Annotated in this window: 13 protein-coding genes; 11 read left to right on the top strand and 2 right to left on the bottom strand. The window is 58.3% G+C overall.

Going from position 1 to position 15,627, the window contains the following annotated elements; genetic code table 11:
* Positions 1–82: 82 nt before the first annotated feature.
* Complete coding sequence (locus QQK16_RS09535; protein WP_284196223.1) at positions 83–2,074, bottom strand: NADPH oxidase family protein; 1,992 nt, start codon at positions 2,072–2,074, stop codon at positions 83–85.
* A 401-nt stretch (positions 2,075–2,475) separates the two neighbouring features.
* On the opposite strand from QQK16_RS09535, the gene QQK16_RS09530 reads away from it, so the two are divergent.
* The 9 genes from QQK16_RS09530 to QQK16_RS09490 all read left to right on the top strand — a co-directional run bounded on the left by QQK16_RS09530 (position 2,476) and on the right by QQK16_RS09490 (position 12,141).
* Positions 2,476–4,041, top strand: a complete 1,566-nt coding sequence (locus QQK16_RS09530) for a flagellin N-terminal helical domain-containing protein (protein WP_284196222.1) — start codon at positions 2,476–2,478, stop codon at positions 4,039–4,041.
* 80 nt (positions 4,042–4,121) lie between these two features.
* A complete protein-coding gene (locus QQK16_RS09525; protein WP_284196221.1) occupies positions 4,122–4,505 on the top strand; it encodes a flagellar protein FlaG in 384 nt (127 codons plus the stop codon).
* Between the two features lie 88 nt (positions 4,506–4,593).
* Positions 4,594–6,996: a flagellar filament capping protein FliD gene (gene fliD / locus QQK16_RS09520; RefSeq protein ID WP_284196220.1), complete on the top strand. Its 2,403-nt coding sequence runs from the start codon at positions 4,594–4,596 to the stop codon at positions 6,994–6,996.
* Between the two features lie 29 nt (positions 6,997–7,025).
* Positions 7,026–7,502 (top strand): flagellar export chaperone FliS, encoded by a 477-nt coding sequence (gene fliS / locus QQK16_RS09515; protein WP_284196219.1) that lies wholly within the window; start codon positions 7,026–7,028, stop codon positions 7,500–7,502.
* Complete coding sequence (gene fliT / locus QQK16_RS09510) at positions 7,495–7,827, top strand: flagellar protein FliT (RefSeq protein ID WP_284196218.1); 333 nt, start codon at positions 7,495–7,497, stop codon at positions 7,825–7,827. The genes fliS and fliT overlap by 8 nt, the downstream gene beginning before the upstream one ends.
* Before the next feature lie 37 nt (positions 7,828–7,864).
* Positions 7,865–8,239 (top strand): DUF2802 domain-containing protein, encoded by a 375-nt coding sequence (locus QQK16_RS09505; protein WP_284196217.1) that lies wholly within the window; start codon positions 7,865–7,867, stop codon positions 8,237–8,239.
* 54 nt (positions 8,240–8,293) lie between these two features.
* Complete coding sequence (fliK, locus tag QQK16_RS09500) at positions 8,294–9,460, top strand: flagellar hook-length control protein FliK (protein ID WP_284196216.1); 1,167 nt, start codon at positions 8,294–8,296, stop codon at positions 9,458–9,460.
* Positions 9,450–9,782: an EscU/YscU/HrcU family type III secretion system export apparatus switch protein gene (locus QQK16_RS09495; RefSeq protein WP_284196215.1), complete on the top strand. Its 333-nt coding sequence runs from the start codon at positions 9,450–9,452 to the stop codon at positions 9,780–9,782. Before fliK ends, QQK16_RS09495 begins: the two co-directional genes overlap by 11 nt.
* Positions 9,783–10,548: 766 nt before the next feature.
* Positions 10,549–12,141: a flagellin N-terminal helical domain-containing protein gene (locus tag QQK16_RS09490; RefSeq protein WP_308447004.1), complete on the top strand. Its 1,593-nt coding sequence runs from the start codon at positions 10,549–10,551 to the stop codon at positions 12,139–12,141.
* A gap of 93 nt (positions 12,142–12,234) precedes the next feature.
* On the opposite strand, the gene QQK16_RS09485 is transcribed toward QQK16_RS09490, so the two are convergent.
* Positions 12,235–13,080 (bottom strand): 23S rRNA (adenine(2030)-N(6))-methyltransferase RlmJ, encoded by an 846-nt coding sequence (locus tag QQK16_RS09485; RefSeq protein ID WP_284196214.1) that lies wholly within the window; start codon positions 13,078–13,080, stop codon positions 12,235–12,237.
* Between the two features lie 163 nt (positions 13,081–13,243).
* Between QQK16_RS09485 and cysD the strand changes: the two genes are divergently transcribed.
* Both cysD and cysN read left to right on the top strand, forming a co-directional pair.
* Positions 13,244–14,167 (top strand): sulfate adenylyltransferase subunit CysD, encoded by a 924-nt coding sequence (cysD, locus tag QQK16_RS09480; protein WP_284196213.1) that lies wholly within the window; start codon positions 13,244–13,246, stop codon positions 14,165–14,167.
* Positions 14,167–15,606 carry a sulfate adenylyltransferase subunit CysN gene (cysN, locus tag QQK16_RS09475; protein WP_284196212.1) on the top strand — a complete coding sequence of 480 codons (1,440 nt, stop codon included), beginning with the start codon at positions 14,167–14,169 and terminating at the stop codon, positions 15,604–15,606. The genes cysD and cysN overlap by 1 nt, the downstream gene beginning before the upstream one ends.
* Positions 15,607–15,627 lie beyond the last annotated feature (21 nt).

The raw sequence follows: 15,627 nt of genomic DNA, 5'->3' as shown, positions 1-15,627 counted from the left end.
TAGAACAAGGCGCCTATGGCGCCTTGTTCTTTTATGAGCACATGGGACAGACCCAGCGCAGCGGCACTTAGCTGCTAACTGCTCAGAATATCTCCTGCGAGAACGGAATGCGCCGTGGCAGGCACTTTGCCTTGAGTTCGGTGGCAAAGGGCGTGGGACCGCAAAAGAACATCCTTGGTGGGTGGCTGGGATGGGCCAGCAGTATGCCATCCAGCTCTTGATCCCAATCAGGACGGCCCCAGTGGAGCGGATATCGGCAATCCGTCAGTGCGTCGCGCCCATGCCGCAGGTGATAGTGCTCGCTGGCCAGCTGCAAGGCCAGATCGCCCAGGTCCCGCTGTACGGCGCTGCAGAACAGCTTGATGCTGACCCAGCTGGCAGCGGGGCTGTCTGCCAATTCATCCAGCAATGGCCTGATCCAGGCTATGGCGTCGGGCGTACGGCATATCCAGTAGACATAGACATGCTGCTTCACCGGCCGCAAGCCTGCTTGCGACTGCAGGGTGATATGGCGCAGCAGTGATGCAAACGGTGTGATGCCTATGCCGCCTGCTACCAGTATGGTGACATCGTGACGCATGACGATGGCGCTGGGGGCGGAATAGGGGCCATCCAGCTCTGCAGGCATGGGCAGGTTGGCGCCACCCGTCTGGCGTGCCAGAGCATGTAGCTGTCCAGTCCACAAGCCGGCATTGCGGATGTGCAGGGTCAGCTTGTCCTGGCCTGGAGCAGAGGACAGGGTAAAGGGATGCCACTGCTGGCGGTCGATCTCGGGCAGGCGCAGATAGACATAATCGCCGGCACGAAACTGAAAGCCGCTAGGGCGTTGCAGTTCCAGGATGGTGATCTGTTCGGCGGCTGCTTCCATGGCGACTACGCACGAGAGCTTAGACTTGCGCCTTGCCTGGAATAGAAGATTGATGACGAATAGCAGGCCGGGCAGCAGAAACCAAAGCCAGAACTGCGGGCTATGCCACAGCATAAGGCCGAACCAGACCCAATACAGCTTGTGGCTGAATTTGAACCAGGCGTAACGGCCTGGCTTGCGATAGAAGCGCTGCCTACCCAGGCCGGCCATGATGGCGATGACCACCAGCAGGATGACGCCCGTGATGCCCAGCGCGGTCTGCCAAAGAAAGGCGGACATGGAATTGCCCAGCGCTGCCTGATGGGCCAGTTGCCCTGCAATATGGATCAAACTGAAGACAACCAGCGAAACACCTACCAGCTTGTGCAGGCTGCGCAGGGCGCCATAGGGCATCAGGATATGCGGTAGGCGCCGGTGCAGGGTGGTGGTCAGGCTGCGTAGCATGGGCAGGCAGATCAGTGCTGTGCCTAGATTGACACACCCTGCTGCCCCGCGCGCCAGCTGTATGGCAATGTCAGCACCGGCGGCGCGGTAGCTTTGTGCCTGCAAGTAAAAGACCATCAGGCATAGCAGCAAATAGCTGGCCGACCAGAACAACAGCTGGCGCTGCTGCGGGGCACCCAGCCATTGCTGCACTGTGCCGGCTTCGGTGCGGCGGCGCAGCTTGCCCAGCCAGTTCACCTGCTTGCTGTTCAATTGTCTAGGCAGGGTATGTAGGGCACGGAAGCGCTGGCTGAAATCCTTTGCATCCAGTGTAGCTTGGGCCACGGTGCCGGTATCGGGTTGGTAGAAGCTATAGGTCAGTCGTCGGCACACCAGTTTCCGCCGTTCGGGTTCCAGCATGCTTAGCGTGCTGAACAGCAGCTTGCTGAACTGGCGCTGGGTCAACTCTGCTGTGCTGCCTCTCAAGGCCAGGAACGCTGCGGCCTCCTTGTCGTCCAGCAACTCGCTATCAAGCAAGGTAATGAAATGCGCCAGGCGCTCTGGCGGCAGCACGGTGGCACCTGCGCCGGCCAGGCCTTCGAACAACACACGGCCTATATAGCTGGAACGTATACCGCTGATCTCTTTGAACTGCTGGTAGTTGATATGCCTGCGCCGCCGCAGTGCTGCCTGTGCCAGCCGATAGGTGCGTGGGCCATAGGCCGCCTGGTTGTCCGGGTCGTCGTTCAGTGCCTCTAGTACGGGGATGCTGATGCTGCTCATGCCAGGTAAATACCAATAAAACTCAATGACTTATTCTTACATATGCAATGCGCATAGAGCGTTAAGCGTACCGACAAGCAAGTTCTTGTCGGGCTTAAACACGGCTGCATGCCGCTGCCGGCAAGGGCTTTGTAACCGTCTGGCTTTGATTGGGAAGTGAGAGGTAAATTAGATTTTCTGCATTTACGCCTCAAGTATCGTGCTGGGCTGACGATATCCAGTTCGCAAGTGCAGGCAGTGGCCGGGCGGCAAGGGATGTTCCGCTTCAGCCCAGCAGCAATGAGCTAAATCGACTTTCGCTAAAGTTTTCTCAGCGCAGGCCGATAAGTGAGTCAGGATTCAGCGCTGCGAGGGTTCCGCGGGCCTGAAGAAAACGCAACCTCCCATGGAGATAGACGACCATGCAAACGATCAACACCAACATTCCCTCGCTGAATGCGCAGCGCAATCTGGGCAATACGGCGAATACGCTCAACACCTCCTTGCAGCGCCTGTCTTCAGGTTTGCGCATCAACAGCGCCAAGGATGATGCTGCCGGTCTCGCGATTTCCGAGCGCTTCAGCTCGCAGATCCGCGGTATGGATCAGGCACGCCGCAATGCCAACGACGGTGTGTCGCTGGCACAGACCGGTGAAGGCGCCCTGCAGCAGATGGGCGATATCCTGCAGCGTATCCGTGAACTGGCAGTGCAGTCGGCAAACGCTACCAACAGCTCGTCCGACCGTCAGGCACTGAATTCCGAAGTGAACGAGCTGGTTGCCGAATTGGACCGCTTCGCCACCACGACCGAGTTCAACGGTCTAAAGATGTTCGACGGTTCCTTCTCGTCCTCCATCTTCCAGGTCGGCGCTAACGCCAACCAGAACATCACGGCGACCACCCGTAACTTGCGTACCGACCAATACGGTACCTACCAGGTCGGTAATAGCATCCGTGCTTCGGGCTCGGATAAGGTGGCGGCTTACGATCTTTCCGGTACTGGCCATATCTCCGGTGGTGTGGTGTTGACTGCTGGTACTTTCGAATTGCGCGGCTTCGCTGGTGCGGCCACCATCTCGGGTGTGACGGGTGATACCGCTGCCTCGCTGGCCACCAAGATCAACGCGGTGACCGACAGTACGGGCGTGACTGCTACTGCCAGGACGACAGCCAGCTTCAAGTTCAGTGGCGATACCGCTGGTTCGGGTGCTTACTCCCTGGAAGTGCTGGGTAACCAGGCGAAGGAACAGGTCGCTTCGGTCAGCTTCACCATCTCCAAGAACGAGAACGGCACGCTGAACCTGCAAGAAGCTGTCACTGCCTTCAACGACAAGTCCTCGCTGACCGGTATTACTGCCAAGCTGTCGGATAGCCGTGAAGAATTGGTGCTGGAAAATGCAACTGGTGGCAACATCACCGTGAAGCTGACTTCGCTGTCTGCGGCACAGGTCATCAGCGGTGGTTACATCTCCAGCGGCGGCACCTTCGTGGCCGATGGTGAGGTGATCGATACGGCAGAGGACGCCCGTACCTACGGTGGTCAACTTACCTTGAACTCCACTTCGTCCTTCTCGGTCGAATCGGATGCTACGCTGGAACTGAACCTCGGCGCCCTCGACGACGACGATACGCAGGGCTTGCAAGCCAGTACGGTACTAGCCTCGGAGCTGGAGGAAGTGTCGGAGATCAACATCTCCACCGTTGAAGGTGCCACCCAGGCCCTGCGTACGGTAGACGGTGCGATTGCTGCGATCACGGCTCAGCGTGCCAAGTTCGGTGCACTGCAGTCCCGCTTCGAAGCGACCATCTCGAACCTGCAAACGTCGTCGGAGAACCTCTCCGCCGCCCGTAGCCGGATTCGCGATGCAGACTTCGCCTCGGAAACTGCCAACCTGACCAAGGCGCAGATTCTGCAACAGGCTGGTACTGCGATGCTGGCACAGGCCAACGCGCTGCCGCAGCAGGTGTTGAGCCTCTTGAACGGCTAAACTAAGCTTTAGTGCTTAGCCTGTGAGTGCCCCGCCAGGCTTTATGCCTAGCGGGGCGTTTGCCCAAGGAGCGATTCATCATGCAAATCCAGACACTGAGTTCTGCCACCACCTTGGTGGGTGGCGCCAGCACCACCGATGCCCCTGTGGCCCGCAACCAGTACGCTGCCTCTGCGGGGCAAGCGGTAGAGGCGGTACGCGTCAGCGCAGATGCAGTCCAGGCTGTGCGCGCCAGCATAGACCCGGAAGACGTTAAGAATGCGGTAGAGAACCTGAACAAGACCTCTGCTGTGTTCAATAACTCCTTGCAGTTCTCCATCGATGATTCGACCAAGCTGACCGTGGTCAAGTTGATCGACAAGGAGTCGGAAGAGGTGGTCCGTCAGATTCCTACCGAGGAAGTCCTGGCGATCGCCAAAGCCATCGACAAGCTGCAGGGCTTGCTGATCAAGGAAAAAGCCTGAGGGTGATTTCACCCTCAGGGTATTGCTGGGTCAGGCGTGAATATTGCTTGAAGCCAGGTTCAGCAATCAGTCGTGTAAGGAGTTTGCCATGGCCATCACCACGTCGGGCGTAGGATCTGGTCTTGATATCAACGGTCTGATCACCCAACTGATGACCGCCGAGCGTATGCCTGAAAAGCAGATGGCGCTCAAGAAGGCAGAGTTCGAGGCCAAGCTGACGGCCCTGGGTTCGGTCAAGAGTGCGCTATCCACCTTTCAGGGGACGGTGGCCGGGCTTACTTCAACCAGCCAGTTCCGCAAGATGAGTGCAACGCTGGCTGACACCACAATAGGGACCGTGACGGTATCGAGCATCGCCACGGCTTCCTCCTATTCGCTCAAGGTCGACCAGATCGCCCAGAGCCATAAGGTCAAGTCAGGCAGCTATTCGAGCATCGATTCGGTGGTGGGTAGCGGCAAGCTGACCATACAGTTCGGCACGCTGGAGCAGATTGACCCGGCTGACCCCTCAAATCTGAATCCGGATGGCACTTACGAGCCTACCGATACCAAGTTCACGCTGAATGCCAAGCAGGCAGCCATCCAGGTCGATATCGGCCCTGGCAGCAATACACTCTCCGGCATACGCGACGCCATCAATGCAAAAAAAGCAGGGGTGACCGCCTCCATCATTAACGATGGCGGCGGCTTCAGGTTGGTTCTGTCGGCCACCGAAAGTGGCGCCGATGCGTCAATGAAGATCAGCGTGACCGATGATGACGGCAATGCGACCGATGCCGCCGGCCTGTCGCAACTGGCCTATGACGCCACCCTGGCTGTGGGTTCTGGCCAGAACATGACGCAGACCCAGCAAGCCCAGAGTGCGGTTTTTTACCTGGATGGCATCAAGATCACCAAGGCTAGCAATGTGGTGAGTGATGTGCTGTCTGGCGTGACCCTGACGTTGCAAAAGGCTACCGAGGGCAAGACGACTTCGCTGAGCGTCAGCCGCGATACGTCCGGGGTAGTAGACAAGGTAGGCGAGTTCGTTAAGGGTTACAACGAACTAATGGCGCAGCTCAAGGAGCTGACTGCCTACAATGACAAAAGCAAGGAAGCGGCTGTTTTGCAGGGTGATCAGGCCATACGGTCGGTACAAACCCAGCTGAAAGGCATATTGAATGGTGTAATGGCAGGATCGGGCGACTTGCGCCGGCTCACGGACGTGGGTATCAGTTTCGATAAAGCTGGCGTCATGACCTTTGATACCGACAAGTTCGGCAAGGCACTGGCCAGCAACCCCGACGCCGTGGCCTCCCTGTTTGGCGCTTATGGTTCCACTACCGACCAGCAGGTGAAGTACATCAGCAGCAAGGCAGCCACGCAGGCTGGCAACTACCCGGTCATCATTACCGATCTGGCAACCCAGGGCATAGTGCGGGCTAACACCGTCAGCAACACCAACTTCGACCTGACGGGGCTCAGCAGCAGCTTCACTATTTCCATCAATGGCAAAAGCAGCGGCAATATCACGCTGGAGGCCAAGAACTATGGCTCCATGAGTGCTTTGGCCGCTGAAATGCAGACCAAGATCAATGGCGATACCGGCATCAAGGCATCTGGTATTACCGCTTCGGTGGTGTGGAATAGCGTCACTGAGCGCTTCGAATTCTCGTCCACCCGTTTTGGCAAGGAGTCGAAGGTCGAGATTGGTACCGCCAGCGCCGATGCCCAAACGATGCTGGGCATGACTACCGGCAAGCAGGCAACCCTGTTTGGCGGTACCTTGATGTCGTCGACCATTACCGCAGGCGTCAATGACAGCCTGACGCTAAAGGTCAACGGCGGTGCAGCAACGGCCATCACCCTTGATGCAGCGGCATACGCCAATGGCAATGACCTCGCTTTGCATATCCAGTCCAAGCTGGATGCCGAGCCAGCCTTGGCCGGTGCCAAGGTGGTTTACAATAGTGCCAATAACCGCTTGGAGTTCTTCTCGGCTAATACCGGTACCAACTCGGCGATCGAGATTACCTCGGCCAATCCCTCGGTGCGCGAAACCTTGGGCTTGTCGGTACGTGCCGGGGTGACAACTGGCCTGGATGTGGCGGGTAGCATAGGCGGGGTGCAGGCGCAGGGGGCGGGCCAGGTGTTGACCGGGCAGGGTGAGGCGACAGGCCTGGCGTTGGAGGTTGGCGGCGGTTTGGCATCGCCCAATGGCGCAAGTCGGGGCATGGCTACCTATAACCGTGGCTTTGCCTACCAGCTGGATCAGTTGTTGACCTCCATACAATCGAAGACTGGCACCTTGGCAGGCCGTAGCGATAGCATCAGTAAGGCGATCAAGGGTGTGGACGACCAGAAGGAGCGGTTTGAGCGGCGCATGGTCACCACCGAGGCGCGTTATCGTGCCCAGTTCACTGCGCTGGATGTACAGATTGCAAGCCTGCAGAACACCAGCAGCTATCTCAATCAGCAGCTCGCGGCCTTGACTGCGAACAATCGCAGGTAGAATCGGCATTGGCACTGAGGAAACAATAGATGGCAACCCCGATACGTAACGCGCTTGATGCCTATGGCAAGGGTGGCCTGGAGTATGAAATTGATACCGCCAGCCCACACAAGTTGATCTGCATGCTGTACGACGGTGCGATCAAGGCCATATTGCAAGCCAAGGCATTCATTGGCGGCGAAATGATTGCTGCCAAAGGGTCAGCAATCTCCAAAGCCATCGCTATCATTGAAGAAGGACTGCGTGTCAGCCTGGACAAGACGGCTGGTGGCGAGCTGGCAGAAAACCTGGACGGTTTGTACGAGTACATGTCTGCCCGCTTGCTGGAAGCAAATCTGCGTAACGATGTGGCTGCGCTGGATGAAGTACACGGTTTGTTGAACCAGTTGAAATCAGCCTGGGAAGAAATCGAACAAAACCGTGTGGCGACGCTGGCGGCAGCTGCGCCGCAGGTGAGTGAGGGCAAACCGGAGCAACGGGTGCCACTGAGTTATGGTCGTGTCTGAGCTACTGTCGCGCCTGGAAGCGCTGGCGGCAACCACCCAGCAACTGCTGGCGCTAGCCCGTGCCGAGCAGTGGGATGAGGTTGTGGATGCCATACAGGTGCAAACAGCGGCAACGGAAGCTTTTGCCCAGGTGAATCCACCGGCTGCGCAGCTGCCGGCAACGGTGGCGGCAGAACTTGCCGCTCGCTTGAGTGCCGTGCGTGAAGCACACGAGGAAGCCTACAGCCGTATCGATGCGTGGCGGGACGAGCTAGGTCGGATATTGCAGGACATAGATGGCGCCAAACAAAAATCCAACCGCTTGCTGAGGGCTTACGGCGGTTAGTGAGTTTATGTTGTGGCCGTTCTGACGGAGCAGGCTCATGAATGGCATCTTTCTTAGCTGGCAATCGCTGCTGATCGCGGGCCTGCTGCTGTTGGCGGCGGGTTTGGCCGTCGTGTTGTTGCGGCTGCGCCGTGAGCAGCATAAACCTCATTTGACCCATGCACTGGAAGCCGAGCAGGAATGGCTTCGTGACGAAATGGTGGCGCTCAAGCGTGAGGTGGCCGGATTGCGTGCCAGGCTGGAGGAAGATGAGCCGGTGACCGCGCCACCGGAAAGCGAATCGGCCTATGGTCAGGCGCTGAAGCTGGCCCAGAAAGGGCTGGATTCTGCCGCCGTAGCCGCCAGTTGCGGCATATCGCGCGGGGAGGCAGAGTTGATTGTTGCCTTGTATCGCGCCTCTCAGCGACCTTGATGACATCGTGATGCCGGCTTTCTCCAGGCACCCCAATCCGCATCGGGAGCCAACATGATTCCCGCCAATGCTGTCGCCAGCCAGCTGCAAGCCTATATCCGCGCGCCAGAGCAATCTCTGGTGCAGGTGGTCGATGCCATACAGGAGATACAGCAGCTATTCACCGTGGGTGAGCAGGTGCGTGCGTTGGTAACCAGCCAACTGCCTACTGGCCGATTTGCAGTGCTGGTGAAGGACCAGTTGCTGGATTTGAATCTGCCGCGCAATACGGAAGCGGGCGAAGAGTTGGATATGCGGGTGGTGAGCAACTCGCCTCGCCTGAGTTTTCTACTGCAGCGTGGTAATGCCGAGTCGGCGCCGCTGCCGCAGCCTGTTGCTAACAACCAGTCGGTCGATGTGGAACTGAGCCCGACCGCCCGGTTTATCGGCAATCTGATTACCGGTACAGGCAATCAGGACGATGCCACCCAGGATGCCCAGGCGCTTGCCCGCGCCAATCCCTTGTTTACGGAAGCCAAGCCAGAAACAGTGAAGCTGGCCGAGACCCTCAAGCAGGTGCTGTCGGCCAGTGGCTTGTTCTATGAGTCGCATGTGGCAGAGTGGGCCGGTGGAAAAAGACCATTAAGCCAGTTGCAGCAGGAGCCGCCAGCCAAATGGCTTGAAGCAGGCGCTTCCAGGCCCGAGGCTAAGGCAGAGGCCGAGCGCTTGGCCAGGCCCGTACTGGAAGGCCGTGCCAATACTCTGGCGCTACCCGAGCAAGAGCAGGAGCTCAATAGAACAGGGGCTGAGCTGTTGGCGCAGGAGGCTGCAGAGTCCGGCAATGGCGAGCTCGACAATATGCCTGCAGCAGCACGCCAATTGGTGCAGCAACAGTTGCAGGCGCTGGATCAGCGCCAGGTGGTCTGGATGGGGCAGGCATGGCCGGGCCAGCCGCTGCGCTGGGAAGTGGAAGAAGACGGCGGCAACCGCAGCCAGGAGGAGGGCGCCCAGGGCAAGATCTGGCATACCCGGCTGGAAATGGTGCTGCCGCATCTGGGCCATGTGGATATCCTCATCAGCCTGTCGGACAAGACCCGGGTCGAGGTGGGCTTCAGGGTGGCAGAGGTGGCGACGGCAGAACGCATCAGGGGAGCGCAGTCGCAGTTGCAGGCCCAGCTTGATGCAGCGGGGCTTGAACTGACTGCGAATCAGGTGGCGTTGGAGACTGACGATGGAAGTTAGTCGGTTCCGCCGTGCGCCTCAGCAGGAAGCGGTTGCCTTGGCCTATCGGGAGGGCAGCCAAGCGCCTAGGGTGGTCGCCAAGGGCCGTGGCCTGCTGGCAGAAACCATCATCGAAAAAGCCAGGGAAGCCGGTGTTTATATCCATGAGTCGCCTGAGCTGGTAACGCTGCTGATGCAGGTGGACCTCGATCAGCACATTCCTGCAGAACTATATCGTGCGGTGGCGGAGTTGCTGGCTTTCATCCATATGCTGGAGCAGCAGGTGCAGACCGGATTGGCGCCAGAATCAGCTGAGGCTCTCTTGCCGCCTGGCGGGCTGTAGCGCGGCAAACCCTTGAAATCAAAGCGGCAAATTCTTGCCGCCAGGACATATGAAACCGGCAAGTGCTTCCAGGCACTTGCCGGTTTTGCTTTGAAGCGACTGGCTTGCACCATCTGAGCGGCAAGCATGTTTGCTTTTCCAGCTGCTCAAGGCCCTGGGGGGCGATGTGGTGGGCATGCGTGGCCTCCTGGCACCCTCAGCCCTGCTGGCTAAGCAGAGGGTCTGCCGCTATATGGCGGGGCCGCAGAAAAAGCGTGCTGCGCGGCTACGGCCGAGCAGAGGCATCGCTACAAGTGGCGTGCTTGCTGGGTTTGCTGGAGCAGGTCGTACTGGCCCCCATCTTGCATTGCTGTGAGTGAAGGCCTTTCGATTCGGGCTTTTGCAAGGTTGCCAACAAAGCTGGCACACCCTTTGCTGTTACTACTACGTCCAAACCGTCATTGGTGTCCGCGATGAGCAGACCGAGACCGAATCAACAGGTAGTTCGCCATTCTTGCCGCAATGTCGGCAGCGATGGGGATTGGGCGGGACGTGAAAGCGGGGTGGGGTATGCATGCTGATTAGCGTATGTACTCCCCGCGCACGGGTGAATGAGCTTGTCTTGTTTTGAGTTATTCAGCTGTTGCGTCTTGACAGTCGGTTTGTTGCCCGGGGGCATGGGTAGCAATCGTGGGGAAATGAAAGCGATCAAAAAAAGCGACGTTTCCAATCGGTGGTCTAGCGACTACGTCCTGCTACCCAGGACAGAAGGCTAAGGAGAGCAATCATGCAAGTTATCAATACCAACATTCCCTCGCTAAACGCGCAGCGGAATCTGGATACTTCGTTAAACAGCCTCAACACCTCGTTGCAGCGGCTGTCTTCAGGTTTGCGTATCAACTCCGCCAAGGATGATGCGGCTGGCCTAGCGATTTCCGAGCGCATGACCTCGCAGATTCGCGGTAGCGACCAGGCACGACGCAATGCCAATGATGGCGTGTCGCTGGTGCAGACCGCCGAAGGCGCCATGCAGCAGATGGGTAACATCCTGCAGCGGATACGTGAGCTGGCCGTGCAGTCGGCCAATGCCACCAATTCGGCGTCCGATCGCGCTGCGCTGAATTCCGAAGTCAACGAGCTGGTGGCGGAGCTGGATCGCTTTGCCAGCGCGACCGAATTCAACGGTCTCAAACTGTTCGATGGCTCGACCACCTCCTCTATCTTCCAGGTGGGCGCCAATGCCAATCAGACGATTACGGCGACCACCCGCAATTTCCGCACTGATCAGTATGGTACTTACCAGATTGGCAATAGCTCGCATATCTCGGGCACGGCTGTCTCGGCGGGTACCCTGACGGGTGGTCATGTACCGGGTGCCTTGATCACCCCTAGCGGCACCTTCGAAGTACGGGGTTTCGCTGGCACTGTGACCATCTCCGGCGTGACTGGTGATTCTGCTCGCAGCCTGGCGGACAAGATCAACGCCGTGACCTCGCAAACGGGTGTGACAGCGGCAGCGCAGACCGAAGTAGCGTTCCGCTTTAGTGGCGGTGCGACCCAGGGCTCCGGTACCTATACGCTGGATTTGCTGAGTAACAACTCCACGACCAACCTCGCCAATATCTCGTTTGCCATTACCCGCAACGGAAATGGGTCACTCAATCTGCAGCAGGCGGTGACGGCGTTCAACGACAAGTCGTCGTCCACAGGTGTAACGGCGCGTATCTCGGATGATGGTCAGGCGCTGATACTGCGCAACCCGGATGGCGGCAATATCTCCATCGGCGCCTCAGTGATGCCTGCCGGTGCAAACGTCAGCGGCGGTTATGTATCAAGCGGCGGCACCTTTGTATCGCAGACAGGCGCAGCAGCAGCCAACGTGCTGTCGCAGGCCACGCTGGGTACGCCCCCTCAAGGCAAGTTCACCTTTGGCGGTCAACTGACGCTGAACTCTTCGTCCAGTTTCGCGCTGACACCGGGTACCACAATCCACTTCCGCGAAGGGGTACTGGGTGGCACGGCGGCCGACGCCACGCTGACGCCAACAGTTGCATCGGATCTGGAGACGGTAGCTACGCTGGATGTGTCTACGGTGGAGACGGCAACCCAGGCGCTGCGTACGGTGGATGGTGCACTCTCAGCCATCAACGACCAACGTTCGAAGTTTGGCGCACTACAAAGCCGGTTCGAATCCACGATTTCCAACCTGCAAATCACCTCGGAAAACCTGTCGGCCTCCCGGTCCCGGATACGCGATGCGGACTTTGCATCGGAAACGGCCAACCTGACCCGAGCCCAGATTCTGCAACAAGCGGGTACTGCGATGCTGGCCCAGGCCAATTCGCTACCCAATCAAGTCCTGTCACTGCTGCAAGGTTAAGCCCCCGGACACCAAGCAGCAGATCTTCGAGCCAGCGGCTAACCCCGCTGGCTTTTTTTGCTTGCTATCCGGCTCACGCTGCGGGGCTTGAACTCAGCCTGCCAGTTGTTCCAGCTGGAAGCTTGCCCCGATGTCTTGCGCCAGGGCTTTGGCCAGTATGGGCAAGGTGGCCTGCAATTCATCATGCAGCAGCCAGGGCGGGTTGAGGATAAACAAGCCGCTGCCATGCATGCCGAAGCCGTCGGCACGCGGGCGATGTACCGTCAGGCTGGCATGCAGCCAACTCTTGACCGGTAGTTGTTTGAGCTTTTCGGGGAGTAGCTGCGAGTCGCTACGCTGCAGCATCGGGTACCAGATGGCGTAGACACCCGTGGCAAAGCGCTTGAGTGCCTCTTCCATGGCCTCCACCACCCGGCCGTAGTCATCCTTCATTTCGTAGGGGGGGTCGATCAAAGTCAGTGCCCGGCGAGTAGGCGGGGGGAGCAGGGCCTTGAGCCCAGCAAATCCATCGCCTTTTTGCAGCAAGGCCTGGCGCCCGCTGCCGGCCATGTTTTCTTCCAGCAGGGGGAAGTCGGTGGGATGCAGTTCAAACAGCCGGAGTTTGTCCTCTGGCCGCAGGCAACGCTTTGCGACCAGTGGCGAGCCTGGGTAGTAGCGCAATTGCCCGTCGGGATTGAAGGACTTGATCAGGTCAACATAGGCAGCAAGCCCTTCCGGCAGGTCTTGCCGGTTCCACAGCCGGGCGATGCCGGCGGCGAATTCTGCATTACGGGCGGCAAAACCTGTATCCAGCTGGTAGCAACCGGCGCCAGCGTGGGTATCAATATACCAGTAGGGTTTGTCCTTCTGGTTGAAATAGGTCAGCAGGCGGGTAAGCAGGTAGTGCTTGAGCACGTCGGCATGATTGCCGGCATGAAAGGCGTGGCGGTAACTGAGCATGGCGGCGCCGCAAAGTGGTCAATGCCGGATTTTACCCTTCCCTACCAGCTCTGGATAACGATATGACTATTCGGTTTTTCTGTACCAGCCTGGCTTCTGGTAAAACAGCTGCTTCGATGGCCGGATTGACGGGCCTCCACATATCGAGATTGCAGAATACCGTATGACGCTTCCCGAACTTCGCCTGACCCACCTCAAGCAGCTTGAGGCCGAGTCCATCCATATCATCCGCGAGGTTGCCGCCGAATTCGACAACCCGGTGATGCTCTATTCCATCGGCAAGGATTCAGCCGTGATGCTGCATCTTGCAAAAAAAGCCTTTGCCCCTGGCAAGCCACCTTTTCCGCTTATGCATGTGGATACCACCTGGAAGTTCAGGGACATGTACGCGCTACGCGATAAGCAGGCCAAGGAAGGCTGGGATCTGTTGGTGCACGTGAATGAGGACGGGGTTAAGGCAGGCATCAATCCGTTTACCGCTGGTTCGGCCAAGCATACCGATGTGATGAAGACCGAGGGTCTGAAGCAGGCGCTGAATAAGCATGGTTTCGACGCTGCTTTCGGCGGCGCCCGGCGCGATGAGGAAAAGAGCCGCGCCAAGGAGCGGGTCTATTCATTCCGGGACAAGCACCATCGTTGGGACCCCAAGAACCAGCGGCCAGAGCTCTGGAATATCTACAACTCCAAGATAGACAAGGGCGAGAGCATACGGGTGTTCCCGCTGTCGAACTGGACCGAGCTGGATATCTGGCAGTACATCTATCTCGAAAGCATCGAGATCGTGCCACTCTACTTCTCTGCTGAGCGGCCGGTGGTGAACTACAACGGCACGCTGGTGATGTTGGACGACGACCGCATCCTCGAGTACCTGACGCCTGAACAGAAGGCCAGCATCACGACACGGTCGGTACGTTTTCGTACACTGGGTTGCTACCCGTTGACCGGGGCAGTGGAATCCACTGCGGCTACGCTGCCGGAGATCATCCAGGAAATGCTGTTGACCACGACCAGCGAGCGGCAGGGCAGGGTGATAGACCATGATTCGGCCGGCTCAATGGAAAAGAAGAAAATGGAAGGGTATTTCTGATGTCGCACCAATCTGACCTCATTGCCAGCGACATCCTGGCCTATCTCAAGCAGCACGAGAACAAGGACCTGTTGCGCTTCATCACCTGTGGGAATGTGGACGACGGCAAGTCCACCCTGATTGGACGCCTACTGCACGACTCCAAGCTGATCTTCGAGGATCAACTGGCGGCTATCCAGCGAGATTCCAAGAAGTACAACACCACTGATGAAGAGATTGATCTTGCCTTGCTGGTGGATGGCCTGCAGGCCGAACGCGAACAGGGCATTACCATTGATGTGGCGTATCGCTACTTCAGCACGGACAAGCGCAAGTTCATCATTGCCGACTGTCCGGGTCATGAGCAGTACACCCGTAATATGGCGACGGGGGCCTCGACCAGCAATCTGGCCATCATCCTGATCGATGCCCGTCGCGGTGTGCAGACGCAGACACGCCGGCACAGCTTTATCGTGAGCCTGCTGGGTATACGGCATGTGATCGTGGCGGTGAACAAAATGGATCTGGTGGATTTTGACCAGTCCGTTTACGAACGCATACAGTCGGAATACCTGGCCTTTGCCGAGCAACTGGGTATACCGGATATCCGCTTCGTGCCGATTTCAGCCTTGCGTGGCGACAATGTGGTGAGCGAATCGACCCAGGCACCCTGGTATACCGGGCCGACGCTGATGAAGCTGCTGGAGACGGTGGAAATAGATAAGGATGTGCATCTTGATGCCTTCCGCTTGCCGGTACAGTACGTCAATCGTCCCAACCTGGATTTTCGGGGCTTCTGCGGTACCGTCGCTGCGGGCGAAATCCATCCGGGCGATGCCGTTGTGGCACTGCCGTCGGGCAAGCAAAGCCGGGTCAAAGCCATAGTGACCTACGAGGGCGAGCAGCCGCGTGCATTCAGTGGCCAGGCGATCACCCTGACCCTGGAGGATGAGATCGATATCTCCCGCGGCGACATGATCGTCAAGGCCAGCGAAACACGCCCCAATGTCTCCACCACGCTGGACAGTCATATCGTCTGGATGAGCGAGCAAGCGTTGGTGCCGGGCAAGGAGTATGCCTTCAAGCTGTCGGGCAAGCAGGTGTTTGGCCGAGTTGAGCGCGTTCTGCATAGGGTGGATGTCAATACGTTGGCAGAGATGGAGACCCACCAACTGGGCCTGAACGAAATCGGCCTGTGCCGGATTACCCTCAATGCGCCAGTGGCGTTCGATGCCTACCGCGAGTGCCGTGGCACGGGCAGCCTGATCGTGATAGACCGCCTGAGCAATGCGACGGCCGGTGCCGGCATGGTGGTGGCCGCGGCGGTGGCAGAGAGCGGGCAGGCCGACCTGAACGAACTGGAGCGATTGAGGGCCTTCGAGGTGGAGCTCAATGGCCTAGTGCGCAAGTATTTCCCAAACTGGGAAGCCAAGGACATTAGCGGTCTGCTAGGTAAATAGGCAGTACCTATCCTCCTACGC

This window comes from Chitinimonas prasina (assembly GCF_030160395.1).
Lineage (GTDB): Bacteria > Pseudomonadota > Gammaproteobacteria > Burkholderiales > Chitinimonadaceae > Chitinimonas > Chitinimonas prasina.
The sequence above is the reverse complement of the archived record's forward strand: the minus strand, read 5'-3'. Positions and strand labels throughout refer to the sequence as shown.

Excerpts from the sequence above, each read along its gene's own strand:
- QQK16_RS09495 (WP_284196215.1), top strand. The coding sequence starts at position 9,450 with ATGGAAGTTAGTCGGTTCCGCCGTGCGCCTCAGCAGGAAGCGGTTGCC.
- fliS (WP_284196219.1), top strand. The coding sequence starts at position 7,026 with ATGGCAACCCCGATACGTAACGCGCTTGATGCCTATGGCAAGGGTGGC.
- QQK16_RS09535 (WP_284196223.1), bottom strand. The coding sequence starts at position 2,074 with ATGAGCAGCATCAGCATCCCCGTACTAGAGGCACTGAACGACGACCCG.
- fliK (WP_284196216.1), top strand. The coding sequence starts at position 8,294 with ATGATTCCCGCCAATGCTGTCGCCAGCCAGCTGCAAGCCTATATCCGC.
- QQK16_RS09530 (WP_284196222.1), top strand. The coding sequence starts at position 2,476 with ATGCAAACGATCAACACCAACATTCCCTCGCTGAATGCGCAGCGCAAT.
- QQK16_RS09525 (WP_284196221.1), top strand. The coding sequence starts at position 4,122 with ATGCAAATCCAGACACTGAGTTCTGCCACCACCTTGGTGGGTGGCGCC.
- QQK16_RS09505 (WP_284196217.1), top strand. The coding sequence starts at position 7,865 with ATGAATGGCATCTTTCTTAGCTGGCAATCGCTGCTGATCGCGGGCCTG.
- QQK16_RS09485 (WP_284196214.1), bottom strand. The coding sequence starts at position 13,080 with ATGCTCAGTTACCGCCACGCCTTTCATGCCGGCAATCATGCCGACGTG.
- QQK16_RS09490 (WP_308447004.1), top strand. The coding sequence starts at position 10,549 with ATGCAAGTTATCAATACCAACATTCCCTCGCTAAACGCGCAGCGGAAT.
- fliD (WP_284196220.1), top strand. The coding sequence starts at position 4,594 with ATGGCCATCACCACGTCGGGCGTAGGATCTGGTCTTGATATCAACGGT.
- cysN (WP_284196212.1), top strand. The coding sequence starts at position 14,167 with ATGTCGCACCAATCTGACCTCATTGCCAGCGACATCCTGGCCTATCTC.
- cysD (WP_284196213.1), top strand. The coding sequence starts at position 13,244 with ATGACGCTTCCCGAACTTCGCCTGACCCACCTCAAGCAGCTTGAGGCC.